Raw genomic sequence first — 14,967 nt, 5'->3', positions numbered from 1 at the left:
AAACCTCTGCCTGGGCCAGCGATGTAAATGAAACCCAACGCGGAGTCGATTGGCAAATGAAAATCGACGAAGCGAGGACAAAGCTGCTTTCCGTCTATCCTAAAATTAAGATGTAACGCAGCACTAGAAGCCTACGCCACTCTGCTCAAAAGTCACACACCCGTGGGATAGGCTTCCAGCCTGTCATTCAAGTTCATTCCTCGCAGGCTAGAAGCCTACGCCACTCTGCTCAAAAGCCACACACTCGTGGGATAGGCTTCCAGCCTGTCATTCAAATTGATTCCTCGCAGGCTGCGACGAGCATCTGGTTGCCAACGCAAATGAACGCGGAACTCAATTGTCTCTAGAGCACTTCCGTCCAAACTGCAAAACCAGGAATCAAATTCTTACTGCCCTGCGATGCCTTGAAAAACCGCCAGTCTCAGTACGCTGCCCCGCTCATTCTTCGGAAACACCCATTTAACAAAGGATGATCCTTCGCCACGATGCTGTTCCTTCTCGTTTCGTTCCCCCCAGCAAAATTGACGACAGCAACGAGCGATCAAGGATGGACTTTCAAGATGTGTCCATATTCGTTAGGCTCTGTGCCGAACAATGGAGGCACGGTTTGCTTCCGACGGGTGTATTGGATGGATGCGGGTACGAGACTGGAGCGTTGGAACTGCAATGAAGAATTGGTTGCCTTGGTGCCTATTTAGCCTCGTATTTCTGGTTGTGGGGTGTCGCTCCACAGCGAAGCCCAGCCCGGAAATTTCGTCCGAGTTGGTAACCCCTGATACCGCAAAACCACAATGGAAACCACTCACCTTCGTCGACAAGCCTGAGCTTCAGGCCGGAACGGGGGCAATGGATTCGGGTGCCACGCCGGAGTTTTCGGCAACCGAATCAGGACTAAAGTATCGGATTCTGCGAAATTCCGACGGCAAGAAACCGACGGCCTCCAGCACGGTGACCGTCCACTATCGCGGCTGGCTCAATAGTGGAAAGGTATTCGATAGCTCCTATGAGCGAGGTGAGCCGACAACCTTCCCCTTGCAAAATGTCATCGCTGGTTGGACCGAAGGAATGCAACTCGTTGGCGAGGGCGGAATGATTGAACTTTGGGTGCCTTCAAGGCTCGGATACGGCGAACACGGTTCCCCCGGTTCCATTCCTGCTCACTCGAATCTTCACTTCATCGTCGAACTCGTGAATGTCGATGAGGCCTGATCGAATCACGTACCACGTGAATCCACTACCCCAACATTCAAGATTGACAAAGCACTAGCCTGCCTTGATCTGCTCGATGGATTCTGGCTTCCATGGTGCATGGAATCCGCATTCTTCCCAGAGCGAATGGAGCCGGCATCCGATATAGATTCCCAGAACCACCGCTGCGAGAAATAGTCGTGGGCCATAGGAAACGAAATACCCCAAAACCTGATTCAACGCTCGAGCTGTCGTGCCTAGAATTCCGCCAGACTCGGGAAACAGGCTGACACGCGGCACTGCTCCTTGCCGGCTCGGTTCATTTTTTTGATTCATCGAACGATTATCCGTGATAACCTTTAGGGCCTCGCCCAATGAGATGCTCTCGCCGTTTGAGTATTCGCGAAAATCGTCACGTTTGACACTGAGTTCTCGCAACGAAACGGCAGTGAGACTACGATTGCTCATTCTAGGTGGCATCGCGACATCGTCATTCTCAATGCTTCGCCGAAGTTGGCCGCCGAACCATGTGGCGACGACAATGACGATACTGCAAATCGAGACGGCCGTGGAGGATCGAAAATGGAGCCAACCGCCGCGGAACAAATATGCAATGATTGCGATAGACAGCGTCAGAGGGATCGTTTGGCAAAGCACTTCGATCAGCAGATCTTCACCACCGGCGAATGACGTCAATAATGATTTCGTGTATTGCCAAAATGCATCCAGCGCGCCGACGGGGCCCTTTAACAAGAAGGCTACAAATACCAACACAATCAGACCGTTTGGTATTCGATCGATTGTCGTTTTTTGCGATGCATGGTTACGAGATTCTGCCATTTTTGCTTCCTAGCTTATTGCCGCAGTACGACGCAAGAGGAGTTTCTTTGGCAAGACGGCAAGTTTGGCTGCCACCTCTCGACCAATGGCTTCACCCTGATCCAAGCTTAAGCTTGTCCGCCATCGCGTGCGGGGAGCAGGCCGCAATTACTGGACGCCAACATAGACCATCACTTCATCAGGCATCGCGGGATTGTGGAGCTCAAAATCGATGTTGTAATTGCGTTGTAAGTCGGAAGCCCAGATCCGTTGCCATGTCTCGATCAGTGCTTGCGGCATGTCACCACGCGCGGGGAATGGAACGTAATCGTTGGCCGGGATCTCCTTCAAAACGAAACCGTCGGGAGCACATGCGACGTCAACGACTTCACAGCCGACGAAGAACGTATACGGTTTGGTGTGATCACCTTCGTAATCGTAGTAGGCGGCGATGAGACAATCGTCGGCTCTCGACGGTATATCGTCAGCCAGTCGTTCGGCCATAAATCGTTGCCACGTCTCACCAATCGTCTGTGGCGAATCATTCGATGCGCGTGTCTCGATTCCCATTAGTGTTCGCGCAGTGAGTCGTTCCGGTTTCATTTTTGCTCTCGTTTAAAATGTGGCTGGGTCTTCTAGCTCCAGTTGCTTGCCATCTCGAAAGTGGACGGAAGTCTCAGGGACTTGACGGAGACAATTTCCCTAGAGCTTCCATGCCGATTCGGTGACAGAAATCACCGAAGCTCTCATCCGCTTCGCGGTTTTGATGGAAGTGAACAAGGACAGGACGCAGGGTTGGCACAATTTCACTGCGTGGCACTTGATCTTTGAAGACCTCGTTCATCCGCGTGCCGAGTAAGCTTCCGCCCAAAAAGACCGTGTAACGTCCTTCCCCGGATTTCCCATCAACACTTCGCCCAACCAAACCGAGTTCGGCGTTGTAAGGTCTCGCACAACCGTTGGGGCAACCCGTCATGCGAATCGTAAACTGTTCCTTCGCAAGTCCTAGTTGGCTCAGTTCCGTTTCTAACTCGTCAATGATTCCCGGCAACGCTCGCTCGCTCTCGGTGACTGCCAAACCACAAGTCGGTAGCGCGGGGCACGCGAACGAGAACCGTCTCGCGTTGCTGATGTTGTCAATCGTGTCCACGCCATGTTCAGCAAGGATGTGCTCGATCGTTGAACGCTGGCCTTGTTCGAGATCACAAAGCAAAATATTCTGGTCCGTCGTCAACCTCGCATTGCTAACGTGACCTGCAAAGAGGACACGGAAAGCTGACTTCAGGCGTAGATTACCGTCATCTTTCACTCGGCCATTTTCGATTGGCAAGCCAAGGAACCATTTTCCATCTCCTTGTTCGTGCCACCCTAAATGATCATTGTGGGCCGTCACATCGTCGCTGTGGGGATCAGGCAGCGGTCGTGGCAGTGTCCCATCGGGAACGCCACAGATTGACTCTGCTTCCGACAAATACGATTCCACTTTTTCCTTGAAGGCGGCTAATCCCATGTCGTGAATCGTGTACTTCAAACGGGCCTGGCTTCGATCCGCACGATTGCCAAAGTCTCGCTGGACCATGATGACAGCCGTAATGATCGGCAACAAGTGTTCGGGTTTGATGAAGGCTAATCGCTTGGCAAGCGCTGGAAAGCAATTCGCCTTGCTCGGCGTCGTGCCCATTCCACCGCCGACCAAGACGTTGAACCCGACTAAACGATCACCTTCGGCAATACCTAATAAACCGAGATCATTATCGTAGACATCAATGCAATTATCATCGCAGAGTGCCAAGCCGATCTTAAACTTTCGCGGCAAGTAGGCCTTTCCGTAGATCGGGTCTGGTTCCGCCTCGGGCGGCGGGCCGACGACCTGTTCTCGTTCTCCGGTTTCTCGGTCCTTGATCCAAATCTCGTGATAGGCCCCTGTCTTGGGACGCACATGAACGGCAATTTCGTCGGCAAGCTGCTGTAGTTGATCGCGAAGACCATTTTGTCGTAGCGGGGCGGGGCAGCAACAGACGTTGCGGGTGACGTCGCCGCAAGCGGATTGCGTCGATAGCTTTATCTCGTTGATACGATGGATGACGCCCCATAGATTGTCCTTCACGACACCATGCAATTGGATGCTTTGGCGAGTCGTGATGCGGATCGTCCCATTACCAAGTTCGTCGGCGATATCGAGTTCACCCAGGAACTGCGCGGCGGTAATTTTGCCACCAGGAATTCGATTACGGACCATGAACGAGTAAGCTTTCCCCAGCCCTTCCTTACGCCGCGACTTACGAAGGTCGCGGTCATCTTGCTGATAGGTGCCATGAAACTTAAGTAGTTTCGTTGTTTCGTCCGGCACACAGTCGGTCGTCGGATCGGCAAGTTCTGCGGCAATGTTTCCACGCAATCCAAGGCTCGCTTCCTTGATCCGTTCAACCTTTGATTTTTTTATCTTGTTTTCGGGGGAATCACTCGTCGTCATATTTTATGGTTATCCAAAATTGGGTTCGTAGGTCTATTGGGTTCGTAGGTCTAATCGCCAAGGGCTCTTGACAAAGGGTGTCTCGATACTACACCTTTAGGTGCACCGTGTCCAGGCGGTTCGAGTTTCGTGGCGGGTGGCCATTGGTGAGAACGTCGGGGCAGTGGCCTTCAGCCGCAGTCTTGTTTGCGTTGCTGCGGCTCTGTGCCCCCACGACGACGGTCACCGCCAGTGCCACTGCCATATTTCAATACCAAAGAGAACGACGCTGCTTTATGCCCCGATCCACCCCACCATCGACCCTCTTGAACGAACTCATCCGCGAGCGAATTTTGCTGCTCGATGGTGCCATGGGCACGATGATACAGCGTTTAAGGCTGGATGAAAAAGCGGTTCGCGGCGAGCGTTTTGCCGAACATGACAAAGACCTTCGAAATTTTTCGGATATTCTTTGTCTGACGCATCCCGATCAGATCACCGAGATCCATCGAGCCTATCTTGCCGCCGGAAGTGACATCGTCGAAACCAATTCCTTTGGTGCCTCGCCCATTGGAATGGTCGAGTTTGGTTTGCCAGCGGAATTGGTTGACGAGATCAATCGTGCTGCCGTTGTCTGCGCCCGGCGGGCGACCGATGAGTGGACCGAGCGGACGCCACATCAGCCTCGTTTTGTCGCCGGTTCGATCGGCCCGACGACAAAACAATTGGCCATTAGTACCGAAAACGATCCTGCACATCGCGGCGCGACGTTTGAACAAATGGTCGATAGTTATCGCACGCAAGTCGCATCGTTGGTGGCCGCTGGCGTTGATATTTTGATGCCGGAAACTGCCATCGATACGCTTAACTTGAAGGCGTGCCTGTTTGCCATTCAAGACTATTTCGACAGCGGTGGACGGCAGGTTCCCGTAATGGCCAGCGGCACATTTGGCGATGGGGGAAGGACGTTTGTGAGTGCGCAAAGTGTCGAAGCATTTTGGATCGCCATCAATCATTTTCCGCTACTTTCGGTCGGTATGAACTGTGCCCTTGGCCCTGATGTGATGCGTGCTCATATCGAAGAACTCGGTCGGGTTGCTGAGATCCCGGTCTCTTGTCACCCCAACGCGGGATTGCCGAATGAGATGGGTGAGTTTGAACTCAGCCCCAAGGCGATGGCTGACAAGGTGGGAGAGTATGCCGACAACGGCTGGGTCAACGTTCTCGGTGGCTGTTGTGGTACGACTCCCGAACATATCGATGCGATCGCTCAGCGAATCAAGGGACTCAAGCCGAAACAGGATTCGATCGGTCCTGTCTACACGCGACTGTCAGGCCAATTGCCAATGGTGATGCGGCCCGAAATCCCATTCACGATGGTTGGCGAACGGACGAACGTGATGGGCAGCAAAAAGTTTGCTCGCTTGATTCGCGACGAGAAGTATGAAGAGGCGGTTGAGGTGGCCCGGGAACAGGTCGAAAACGGTGCGACGATCATCGATGTCAACTTCGACGAAGGGATGCTCGATGGCGTCGAAGCGATGACGCGGTTCCTGCGTTTGATTGCCGGCGATCACGTTACGGCGGCAGTACCCGTGATGATCGATAGCAGTAAATGGGAGGTTCTCGAGGCGGGACTTCGCAACGTTCAAGGCAAGGCGATCGTGAACTCGATTTCCTTGAAAGATGGCGAGACCGAGTTTCTCAGACGCGCTCGTTTGGTCCGCCAATATGGTGCCGCTGCCGTGGTGATGGCATTCGACGAAGAAGGCCAAGCAGCGGATGAAGACAGCAAGGTGCGGATTTGCAAGCGCGCCTATGACTTACTGACCACGGAGCTGGATTTTCCAGCCGAAGACATCATTTTTGATCCAAATATCCTGACGATCGCCACGGGGATGGATGAACACAATAACTATGCCGTCGATTTTATTAACGCGGTGCGACGGATCAAGCAGGAATGCCCCGGTGCGAAAACCAGTGGTGGAGTCAGCAATATCAGCTTCAGTTTCCGTGGGAACGACCCCGTTCGTGAGGCGATCCACAGCGCGTTCCTGTTCCATGCCGTCAAGGCGGGACTCGATATGGGGATTGTGAACGCGGGGCAATTGGAGGTCTACGAACAAGTCCCCAAAGAGTTGCTCGAACGGGTCGAGGATGTGCTGCTCAATCGCCGCTCGGATGCGACCGAACGCATGTTGGAGTTCGCGGAAACCGTGAAAGGGGACGGAAAAAGAAGGTCGGGCGAAGATTTGGCATGGCGTGATGCCCCCGTCTCTGAGCGGATGAAACATGCACTGGTCAAAGGGATCGACAAGTACATTGTCGAGGATACGGAGGAAGCTCGCCTGTTTTTCGATCGCTGTATCCAAGTGATCGAAGGCCCTTTGATGGACGGTATGAAGGTGGTTGGTGACTTGTTTGGCGCCGGGAAAATGTTCCTCCCACAAGTTGTCAAGTCCGCGCGAGTCATGAAGAAAGCGGTTGCCTATCTGGAACCGTTCATGGACGAAGAAAAAGCCGTCGCAGGTGTGCAAGACGATCCGGCACGCGGGAAATTTCTTATTGCTACGGTCAAAGGTGACGTCCATGACATTGGTAAGAACATCGTCTCGGTGGTGTTGCAGTGCAACAACTACGAAGTGATCGACTTGGGAGTGATGGTGTCGTGTGAGAGAATCCTCGAAGAAGCGGCCAAGCAAAGTGTCGATATGATCGGCCTCAGTGGGTTGATCACGCCCTCGCTCGATGAGATGGCGCATGTGGCGAAAGAAATGCAGCGCACCGGTAGGACGATGCCACTTTTGATCGGCGGTGCAACGACGAGTGCAAAACACACTGCCGTTAAGATTGCACCAGGCTATCAGGGGCCGGTGATTCATGTGCTTGACGCCAGTCGCAGTGTGAATGTGGTCGAGCGTCTGCTAAGCGACGGCCGTGATGCTTTTGTCGCCGAAAACGTAAAGACACAAAAGAAGCTTGTCGCCAGTTTTCGAGACCGTAAACAGACTTTAGTTCCCTACGCCGAGGCATGTGAGAAGCGTTTTGCAACCGATTGGTCAAATGTCCCAATCGATAAGCCAGCCGGGACGGGGGTGCACGTTCTTCACGATGTGCCACTCACCGAAATCCGGCAGTATATCGATTGGTCGCCTTTCTTCATGACTTGGGAATTGAAGGGCAAGTACCCGAAAATTTTCAAGGACAAGGTTGTCGGGCCGCAAGCGAAGGAATTGTACGACGATGCGAACCGGTTGCTCGATCGGGTTATCGCGGATCGGTCCATCAGCGCAAATGCGGTGTACGGGTTTTGGCCGGCTGCGAGTGACGGTGACGATGTCATTTTGTATTCGGATGAATCACGATCCAGCGAACTCGCTCGACTGCATTTTCTTCGTCAACAATGGCAACGCAAAGGACAAAAGGATTACCGATCGTTGGCGGACTACATCGCTCCCATGGATAGCAGCCGTCAGGACTACATCGGCGGATTCGCCTGTACGGCTGGCATTGGTGCGGATGAACTCGCGATGAAGTTCAAAGCGGAACTCGATGATTATCGGGCAATTTTGGTTCAGGCGATCGCCGACCGCTGTGCCGAAGCACTCGCTGAAATGTTGCATGAACGGGCGAGAGTGGAGTGGGGGTTCGGAAAGACCGAAGGATTGTCGAAGGATGACTTGATCGATGAGAAATACCGGGGGATTCGGCCCGCAGCAGGCTACCCGGCATGCCCCGATCATACCGAAAAACGAACGTTGTTTGACCTGCTCGATGCGGAGAAGAACACGGGCATCGAACTAACCAGCAGTTTCGCGATGACGCCCGGCGCCAGTGTCAGCGGGTTGTATTTCGGACACCCCGAAGCACGCTATTTCACCGTCGATCGAATGAGTAAAGATCAGATCGAAGCCTATGCAAAACGAAAGGGCCTGCCGCTTCAAGACGTTGAACGTTGGCTTAGCCCCAACTTGGCCTATGTACCAAACGAATCCGTACCAAGCTAGCCCGCACCAAGCTAGCCCGCACCAAGCTAGCCCGTGCCAAGCTAGCCCGTGCCAAGCTAGCCCGTGCCAAGCTAGTGCATTGTCCAGATTAAACTTCAAGGCGCGGTATTCACGTGACTGTAGCTTCCAGACCCCGTGCTGCCGCTGGAAGCCACCGCCACAAAAAACGCAACCCGAAAAGTTATCTTTTGACGAAGCGCTAGCCCAGTGGCAGTCACATTTCTCAGCCAGAAAATCAAACAACCTTCCATGGACACCTTGCCGTCCGCTCTGAATAGTATACCGTTTGGTGTAGGTAATGCCTTTTTGGTAGCCGGGCTCGAGTGAGTCTGGTTTTCTCACCTTCCCAACCGAACGAAATTCTGCCGACCTTGGCAGCCAAAATACAGGATAGAAACGACATGCTGAGCGACAAAACAATACGAATCGTCAAAGAAATCACGCCGTTGGTAGCCGCGAACGCGGAAACGATCACGACGCGGTTTTATACGCTGATGTTCGAGGGGAACCCCGAAGTCAAAGCGTTCTTTAACCAATCGCACCAGCACACTGGCGGCCAGCAAAGTGCATTGGCCGGTGCGATCTGTGCTTACTTTATCCATATCGACAATCCCGCCGTATTAATGCCAGCGGTTGAATTGATCGCCCAAAAGCATTGCTCTTTAGGAATCAAGCCGGAGCACTACCCAATCGTGGGCAAGCACTTGGTGGCCGCGATTGAGGACGTGATGGGTGACGCGGCGACGGACGAGATTATCGAAGCGGTGGCGGAGGCTTATCAGTTTTTGGCAGATATTTTCATTGGTCGCGAGCAGGCAATCTATGAGGAACAAGAGTCTGCACTTGGAGGATGGAACGGTGTTCGTTCTTTCCGTGTCGATCGCAAAGTCGCCGAGAGCGACGAGGTGGTGTCATTCTATCTGCGTCCCGAAGACAATGGGCCGTTGCCTCCATTCCGTCCTGGTCAATACATCACGGTCCACATTGACCATCCGACGACACCTACATCACCTCGGAACTACAGTTTGTCCGAGCGTCCTGGAGTGCAGCATTTCCGCATCAGTGTTAAGCGTGAATCGCGGCTCGCATTGGACGCGCCCGATGGACTGGTGTCGAGTCATTTACATGATCACATTGAACCGGGCCATCGATTGAGCGTCGGTCCGCCATGCGGAGAGTTTACGGTGGACCCTGACGAAGCGGGCGAACGTCCGATCGTGTTCCTAGCTGGTGGTATCGGGGTCACGCCTCTGTTGTCGATGGCCAAGTCGATCATTCATGCAAACCCTGAGGCATCACTCTATTTCCTACAAGCGGCGCGAAACAGTGCCGTGCATGCATTCGCCGATGAAGTCAGCACCTTGGCATCGATCGGACCAAACATGCATACCAAAGTTTTGTATGACGCACCACTCGCCGGGGACGTTGAGGAAAGCAAGTGTGATGGAGTCGGGTACGTAACGACGGAACTACTTCATCAATGGACGCCCTACACGGAAGCGGACTTCTACTTCTGTGGCCCGAAGTTGTTTATGCAGAATGTCCACGCTTGCTTGCAAGAACTCGGAGTGGATGAGACGCGAGTCCGCTATGAGTTCTTCGGTCCAAAACAGGACATCGCGGCGACAGAATGTCCGGTGTAGCTTATGTGGTTGTGGCTTCTAGCCGGGGATTTCAACCCAACCCAGGCTGGAAGCCTAGGCCACGCGATTTCAACAGGAACTTGAATGACCCAGCCAGATGAAGTGACATCAAATGTGCCGGCGCCCGACCCAATGCCGATCTCTCCGGCATTGGAGAGCCTAGCGGATGCTGCGCCAGTTGAACCAATGTTGGTTGACCGCCGAGTCGTTTGGTTGTCTGGCTTGGCCTTGATGATTGGCGTGACCGCGGCGTTGATCGCCGTCGCGCTGATGAAACTAATTGCTCTGATTACCAACGTCGCTTTCTACGGCCGATGGTCATTGGGCGACGTCAGCCCTGCGGACAATCAATTGGGATGGTACGTCGTTTTCGTTCCCATCATGGGTGCGATCGTGATCGGCTTTATGGCTCGCTATGGTTCTAAAGCGATTCGCGGCCACGGCATCCCGGAAGCGATGGAGCAAGTACTGACCAACCGCAGCCGTATTCCCGCCCGCGTAACGCTACTCAAACCACTGTCGTCAGCGATTTCAATCGGCACGGGCGGTCCTTTTGGTGCCGAAGGTCCGATTATCGCTACGGGGGGCGCTTTGGGGTCGTTGCTCGGCCAATTTCTTCACACCGCTCCGACCGAACGTAAAACGCTTCTGGCCGTCGGGGCTGCATCGGGAATGGCCGCGACCTTTGGCAGTCCCGTTTCCGCAGTCTTGTTGGCGATCGAGCTATTGCTGTTTGAATTTCGACCGCGATCAATGATCCCTGTGGCAATCGGCACGACAGCGGCAGCAGGAATGCGAATCATGATGGAGGGCGGTGAACCGGCGTTTCCCATGACCGACATCGCACCTGCAACGCTGGCTGCATTGATATTCTATCTGCTGCTAGGCTGTGCGATGGGCATTGTCGCAGCGGTTGTCAGCTGGGCCGTCTACGCGATCGAAGACGGCTTCGAGCGATTACCGATTCACTGGATGTGGTGGCCCGCGCTCGGCGCGATCGTGGTTGGTGTCGTCGGCTACTTCGCACCCCATACATTAGGTGTGGGTTATGACAATATCTCTGCAATTCTCTCCGATGAATTGACGACGTCGGCCATCCTGTTCTTGTGCAGTATGAAATTTATCTCGTGGTCCATCGCATTAGGCAGCGGGACATCGGGCGGGACATTGGCGCCGATGTTTACGATCGGCGGAGGCATTGGGCATTTGGTCGGCACGGCGGCTATCTTGGGGATGCCCTTCGCAGGGATTGATGTCCGCGTCGCGGCCCTCGTCGGAATGGCTGCTATCTTTGCCGGCGCATCACGAGCATGGTTGGCCTCCGCCGTGTTCGCTTTCGAAACGACCCATCAAACGCATGGCCTATTGCCATTGCTGGGCGGTTGTGCGACCAGCTACATCGTGGCGACACTGCTCACAAAGAATTCGATCATGACCGAAAAAATTTCACGGCGCGGTGTTCGCGCGCCACAAGAGTTCGTTGCCGACCCGTTGCAGCAAATCTCTGCCATCGAGATCGCCACCAAAGAGGTCGTGACGCTCAAGGCGGAGCAAACCATCTCGGATGTCCGTCATTGGTTCAACGCCGATTCCGTGGAATCGCGACATCAAGGATATCCGGTCGTGAATGAATGCGGAACACTCATCGGTATTGTAACACGGCGCGATCTGTTTAATTCCGCCGTCGACGCAGAGGGGCGATTGCGAGACATACTAACGCAACCGCCTCGTTTTGTTTATGACGACTGCATGGCCCGTCAGGCGGCTGACCACATGATCAATCACGCCGTCGGACGCCTGCCGATCGTGACGCGAGAAAAGCCTGCTCGATTGGTCGGGATCCTTACACGCAGCGATCTGCTTGGTGGCTATCGTCAACGGATGGACGAGTCAGCGAAAGAGTCGCCTACCGTCTGCATGCCAAGGCTCCGCCGCCGAAAGAGTTAGCGACAGGCAAGATGTTCACTTGTCATTTGCCGTGACGATCGTTTCCGAGTCCACGCCGAGAACGCATTTCGGTCCCCATTTCACGAAGCTGATTTTCGCTGAGTGCCTTTGCTGCCGATGGGAAAATCTGTTCTTCTTCCATATGGATGTGGGCCGCATAGTGGTTCTTCAATTCCGCCAGATCCGCGCGTAGTGTCGCAAGCGAATCAGCGGGCAGTGAATCGTCTGAAGCCAACCACTGCTCCAGGATTCGATCGATTCGTCCCTGGAGTTCGTCAGCGGTTTGGTGGTCTTGTCGCAACTGCTCAAGCAATTCGTTTGTCTTTGGTGTGATTGCGCCTACCGACTGCATCCGAGGGAACAGCGATTGTTCCTCATCGGCCGTATGTTTGGGGGCGGAGATTTTAAAATACTGCAACGCCGCGGCGAGTGCTTGGCGAGCTTCGGAATCGAGCGGTTGGCTCGCATAGCGTTCGAGCACTCGGACAATCACGCCAAGAAAATGCTCAATCCGTCGGTGGCAATCGACCAACATGTCGATCGGTCGGTCGAAATCCGCAAGTGGTTTCGCATTGATTTGCACGGTCATATCTAGTCTCCTAAAGTACCTGGCTGTGGCTACCGGTCGCAGCGAGAAAAACGACTACGGCTGGAAGCCACCGTTACAATTTAACCTACCGTGTAGAACAAAGGTGGCTTAACAGAAAAAGCCAAAAGGATGGGATGGCCTTGTCGATCTCCTCTTGGAACCCTTCGGTGAGGTTGTCTTCTGCGGTCGAATCGGCCTGGACGAAGTTGTTCAAAATCTCATCGTATTCTAACGTGTTCGGAAAGAGCGTGCCTTCTTTTGTCAACGGCTTGATTCAGCGATGACGGTCGGCATCGACAGATGCAATCTCAGGATTCTTCGTAGTTCCTGTTGGGCATCGGCAGAACGCAGGATCGATGTATGGGTTGCGTCGACGATCGTGGTCGATTCCGCTTCGCTGCGATAAGCGCTGTCGACCGCAACCACACCGTCGGAGGGGCCGGATCGGGGCAACCGACAATGATCACCGATAATTGAATTGACTGCGACATCCGGAGACGATGGTGTTGAAGCGAGCGATTGGAGCAATCGGCTACTCGGACGCAACAGGTCGATGCTGGTGGGCGATGCGTCGGAAAAGGCACCCGAGAATATGCCTGGGTTGTTTGCGAAAATTTCCCGATAATCTTGATTTTCTTTCTTCCTGGCGTCCACCAAGGACGATGCCAATCGTCCGATGCAACGCGATGCCCAAGGAGACCCTTGGTGCGGCGTAGCAATGTAAATGACTCGTCCAATATTGGGGTTGGCATTGCAGAAAAACGACCGTCGGAGATTGGCGATGGTATTGGGCGGACCTCGCAACTGTTCTAGCGGCGCGTCGGCGATGGATTGCCACAAACGGTCTCCGCTATCGGTAACCTGCAGCTTCGACAGCAACCCGCCCAGGCTGTGGCCGACGATCACGGCCCGGTTTTGAGCGAGATTTCTTTCGGCATGATCGCCCCCTCCAACACGATCGCCCTCCCCGGCACGATCGCCGTGACAAGCAAACGCGATGGCAAGCTGCTCGCGTAATACGGCCGCCGATTCCAAAAAATCGTCGCCCGTCGGATATCGAAATACCCAGATCTGGTAACGCGTCCTCAGCAACGGATCCGCCCGAACGGCATCCGCCATTTTTAAAAACGTCGCTGGATCGGAGATCAGCCCATGTACCAAAATGAGCGGAATCTTGTCAGCTTGATAGGGCTCGAGAAAGCGAAGCTCGGGTCGATCGACACCGTTGTCACCACTTACGAATGCAGCGATTGGATTGTATTGACTAGCTTCCCGAGCGTACATTAGCGGCATGGCCGGACTCTGGGCAATCGTATTGCACCGATCGTTTGGCTCGTTTGGATCGATTGCAAGCGAATTGACAAATGTAACGGAGGGGACATCGGCGCCGTCGCATAATTCGTTGTCACTTGAAGTTGAATCTTCGAATAGTGAGACCGGAAGATGGATCAGTGCGGTTGCGGCAAACGGGGTCCGGGATTTCAAAAAGCGATGGCATCCGGTCGCGGTTTGACCGTCCACGTCGACGCAATCACAGATCGATTTCGGTGATTGCTCACGCGATTTGTCTGGTGTTAACACCACCATCGGAACTCCTCGTCCACAGACATTGCCGAGCGCGCCGAGGGGGGGATTGAAAACGAGCACACGATCGAAATCATTCCGATCCCACGCGAATCCCTGATGGGTGATCGGAATACGGAATGTCTGCGACCATCCATTGATCAGCAAATGAGAGGCGGGATCCAGCCGCCCGTATGCTTGGCCACAAGTGAGAATTCGAGTCATCGCACTTTGCCGGATCTGCGATGCCCTGACCATTGGATCGTCGTCGCTGCCGCAATGTGTCCCACCAATCGAGTGGCAGCGACCGCCGCCATGGTATCTCAATGCGTCGTCCATCCAGGCGATACTGCGTGCCCAGTAGTCAATCGCGCGATCGTCGCCGTCGGCGTGCAGGCTTTCGGCAAGGGCATAGGCTTTTTCTCCCAAAACCGCTGCGGAGCCAGCCGTTGGGTTAATCGAGACCTGCAGACGGATGGCTTCAAAATCATCGATGCCGTCCGTGCAATGACGATTTGATGGAAGCCACCAATCGTACCAGCAGGCAGCCGAAGCCGCTTTGGCGATCGGAGGCGGTTGCAGTTTATCCGATCGCGCGCAGCGACATCCCGATACCGGCAACAGCAGGGCCAGGAAAAGGAATGCTCGGACGACGCGGCGGGAATGCATGATCGACCCGTGCTTGGAGGAATGGGTTTAGGCGATCCTCCCTGATCGATTGTGTGAACGAAACCGCGACTGCGATCGATGATGGAGCCT

The 14,967-nt window shown here is 54.1% G+C and carries 10 protein-coding genes; 4 read left to right on the top strand and 6 right to left on the bottom strand.

What is annotated here, in order from left to right:
- Positions 1–666: 666 nt before the first annotated feature.
- Complete coding sequence (locus Q31b_RS05115; protein WP_146598511.1) at positions 667–1,209, top strand: FKBP-type peptidyl-prolyl cis-trans isomerase; 543 nt, start codon at positions 667–669, stop codon at positions 1,207–1,209.
- 54 nt (positions 1,210–1,263) lie between these two features.
- Here Q31b_RS05115 and Q31b_RS05110 read toward each other — a convergent pair whose 3' ends face one another.
- The 3 genes from Q31b_RS05110 to Q31b_RS05100 all read right to left on the bottom strand — a co-directional run bounded on the left by Q31b_RS05110 (position 1,264) and on the right by Q31b_RS05100 (position 4,480).
- Positions 1,264–2,028, bottom strand: a complete 765-nt coding sequence (locus Q31b_RS05110) for a hypothetical protein (RefSeq protein WP_146598510.1) — start codon at positions 2,026–2,028, stop codon at positions 1,264–1,266.
- Between the two features lie 147 nt (positions 2,029–2,175).
- Positions 2,176–2,610, bottom strand: coding sequence for a GyrI-like domain-containing protein (locus Q31b_RS05105; RefSeq protein WP_146598509.1), 435 nt, complete (start codon positions 2,608–2,610; stop codon positions 2,176–2,178).
- Between the two features lie 73 nt (positions 2,611–2,683).
- Positions 2,684–4,480 (bottom strand): NADPH-dependent assimilatory sulfite reductase hemoprotein subunit, encoded by a 1,797-nt coding sequence (locus tag Q31b_RS05100; protein WP_146598508.1) that lies wholly within the window; start codon positions 4,478–4,480, stop codon positions 2,684–2,686.
- A 275-nt stretch (positions 4,481–4,755) separates the two neighbouring features.
- Here Q31b_RS05100 and metH point away from each other — a divergent pair, with 275 nt between their 5' ends.
- Positions 4,756–8,466 carry a methionine synthase gene (metH, locus tag Q31b_RS05095; RefSeq protein ID WP_146598507.1) on the top strand — a complete coding sequence of 1,237 codons (3,711 nt, stop codon included), beginning with the start codon at positions 4,756–4,758 and terminating at the stop codon, positions 8,464–8,466.
- Here the strand turns inward: metH and Q31b_RS29570 are convergent.
- Complete coding sequence (locus Q31b_RS29570; RefSeq protein ID WP_390622307.1) at positions 8,420–8,521, bottom strand: hypothetical protein; 102 nt, start codon at positions 8,519–8,521, stop codon at positions 8,420–8,422. The two genes, metH and Q31b_RS29570, sit on opposite strands and share 47 nt — an antisense overlap.
- Before the next feature lie 346 nt (positions 8,522–8,867).
- Between Q31b_RS29570 and hmpA the strand changes: the two genes are divergently transcribed.
- Complete coding sequence (gene hmpA, locus Q31b_RS05085) at positions 8,868–10,109, top strand: NO-inducible flavohemoprotein (RefSeq protein ID WP_146598505.1); 1,242 nt, start codon at positions 8,868–8,870, stop codon at positions 10,107–10,109.
- Between the two features lie 84 nt (positions 10,110–10,193).
- Complete coding sequence (locus Q31b_RS05080) at positions 10,194–12,056, top strand: chloride channel protein (protein WP_146598504.1); 1,863 nt, start codon at positions 10,194–10,196, stop codon at positions 12,054–12,056.
- A gap of 22 nt (positions 12,057–12,078) precedes the next feature.
- On the opposite strand, the gene Q31b_RS05075 is transcribed toward Q31b_RS05080, so the two are convergent.
- Positions 12,079–12,645 carry a hemerythrin domain-containing protein gene (locus Q31b_RS05075; RefSeq protein ID WP_146598503.1) on the bottom strand — a complete coding sequence of 189 codons (567 nt, stop codon included), beginning with the start codon at positions 12,643–12,645 and terminating at the stop codon, positions 12,079–12,081.
- A gap of 261 nt (positions 12,646–12,906) precedes the next feature.
- Positions 12,907–14,877 carry an esterase/lipase family protein gene (locus Q31b_RS05070; RefSeq protein ID WP_146598502.1) on the bottom strand — a complete coding sequence of 657 codons (1,971 nt, stop codon included), beginning with the start codon at positions 14,875–14,877 and terminating at the stop codon, positions 12,907–12,909.
- Between the last annotated feature and the right edge of the window lie 90 nt (positions 14,878–14,967).

This window comes from Novipirellula aureliae, from assembly GCF_007860185.1.
GTDB lineage: Bacteria > Planctomycetota > Planctomycetia > Pirellulales > Pirellulaceae > Novipirellula_A > Novipirellula_A aureliae.
The sequence above is the reverse complement of the archived record's forward strand: the minus strand, read 5'-3'. Positions and strand labels throughout refer to the sequence as shown.

Bases quoted from the DNA above. Each gene is read 5' to 3' on its own strand.
- Q31b_RS05115 (WP_146598511.1), top strand. From the start codon at position 667: ATGAAGAATTGGTTGCCTTGGTGCCTATTTAGCCTCGTATTTCTGGTT.
- Q31b_RS05110 (WP_146598510.1), bottom strand. From the start codon at position 2,028: ATGGCAGAATCTCGTAACCATGCATCGCAAAAAACGACAATCGATCGA.
- Q31b_RS05105 (WP_146598509.1), bottom strand. From the start codon at position 2,610: ATGAAACCGGAACGACTCACTGCGCGAACACTAATGGGAATCGAGACA.
- Q31b_RS05100 (WP_146598508.1), bottom strand. From the start codon at position 4,480: ATGACGACGAGTGATTCCCCCGAAAACAAGATAAAAAAATCAAAGGTT.
- metH (WP_146598507.1), top strand. From the start codon at position 4,756: ATGCCCCGATCCACCCCACCATCGACCCTCTTGAACGAACTCATCCGC.
- hmpA (WP_146598505.1), top strand. From the start codon at position 8,868: ATGCTGAGCGACAAAACAATACGAATCGTCAAAGAAATCACGCCGTTG.
- Q31b_RS05080 (WP_146598504.1), top strand. From the start codon at position 10,194: ATGACCCAGCCAGATGAAGTGACATCAAATGTGCCGGCGCCCGACCCA.
- Q31b_RS05075 (WP_146598503.1), bottom strand. From the start codon at position 12,645: ATGACCGTGCAAATCAATGCGAAACCACTTGCGGATTTCGACCGACCG.
- Q31b_RS05070 (WP_146598502.1), bottom strand. From the start codon at position 14,877: ATGCATTCCCGCCGCGTCGTCCGAGCATTCCTTTTCCTGGCCCTGCTG.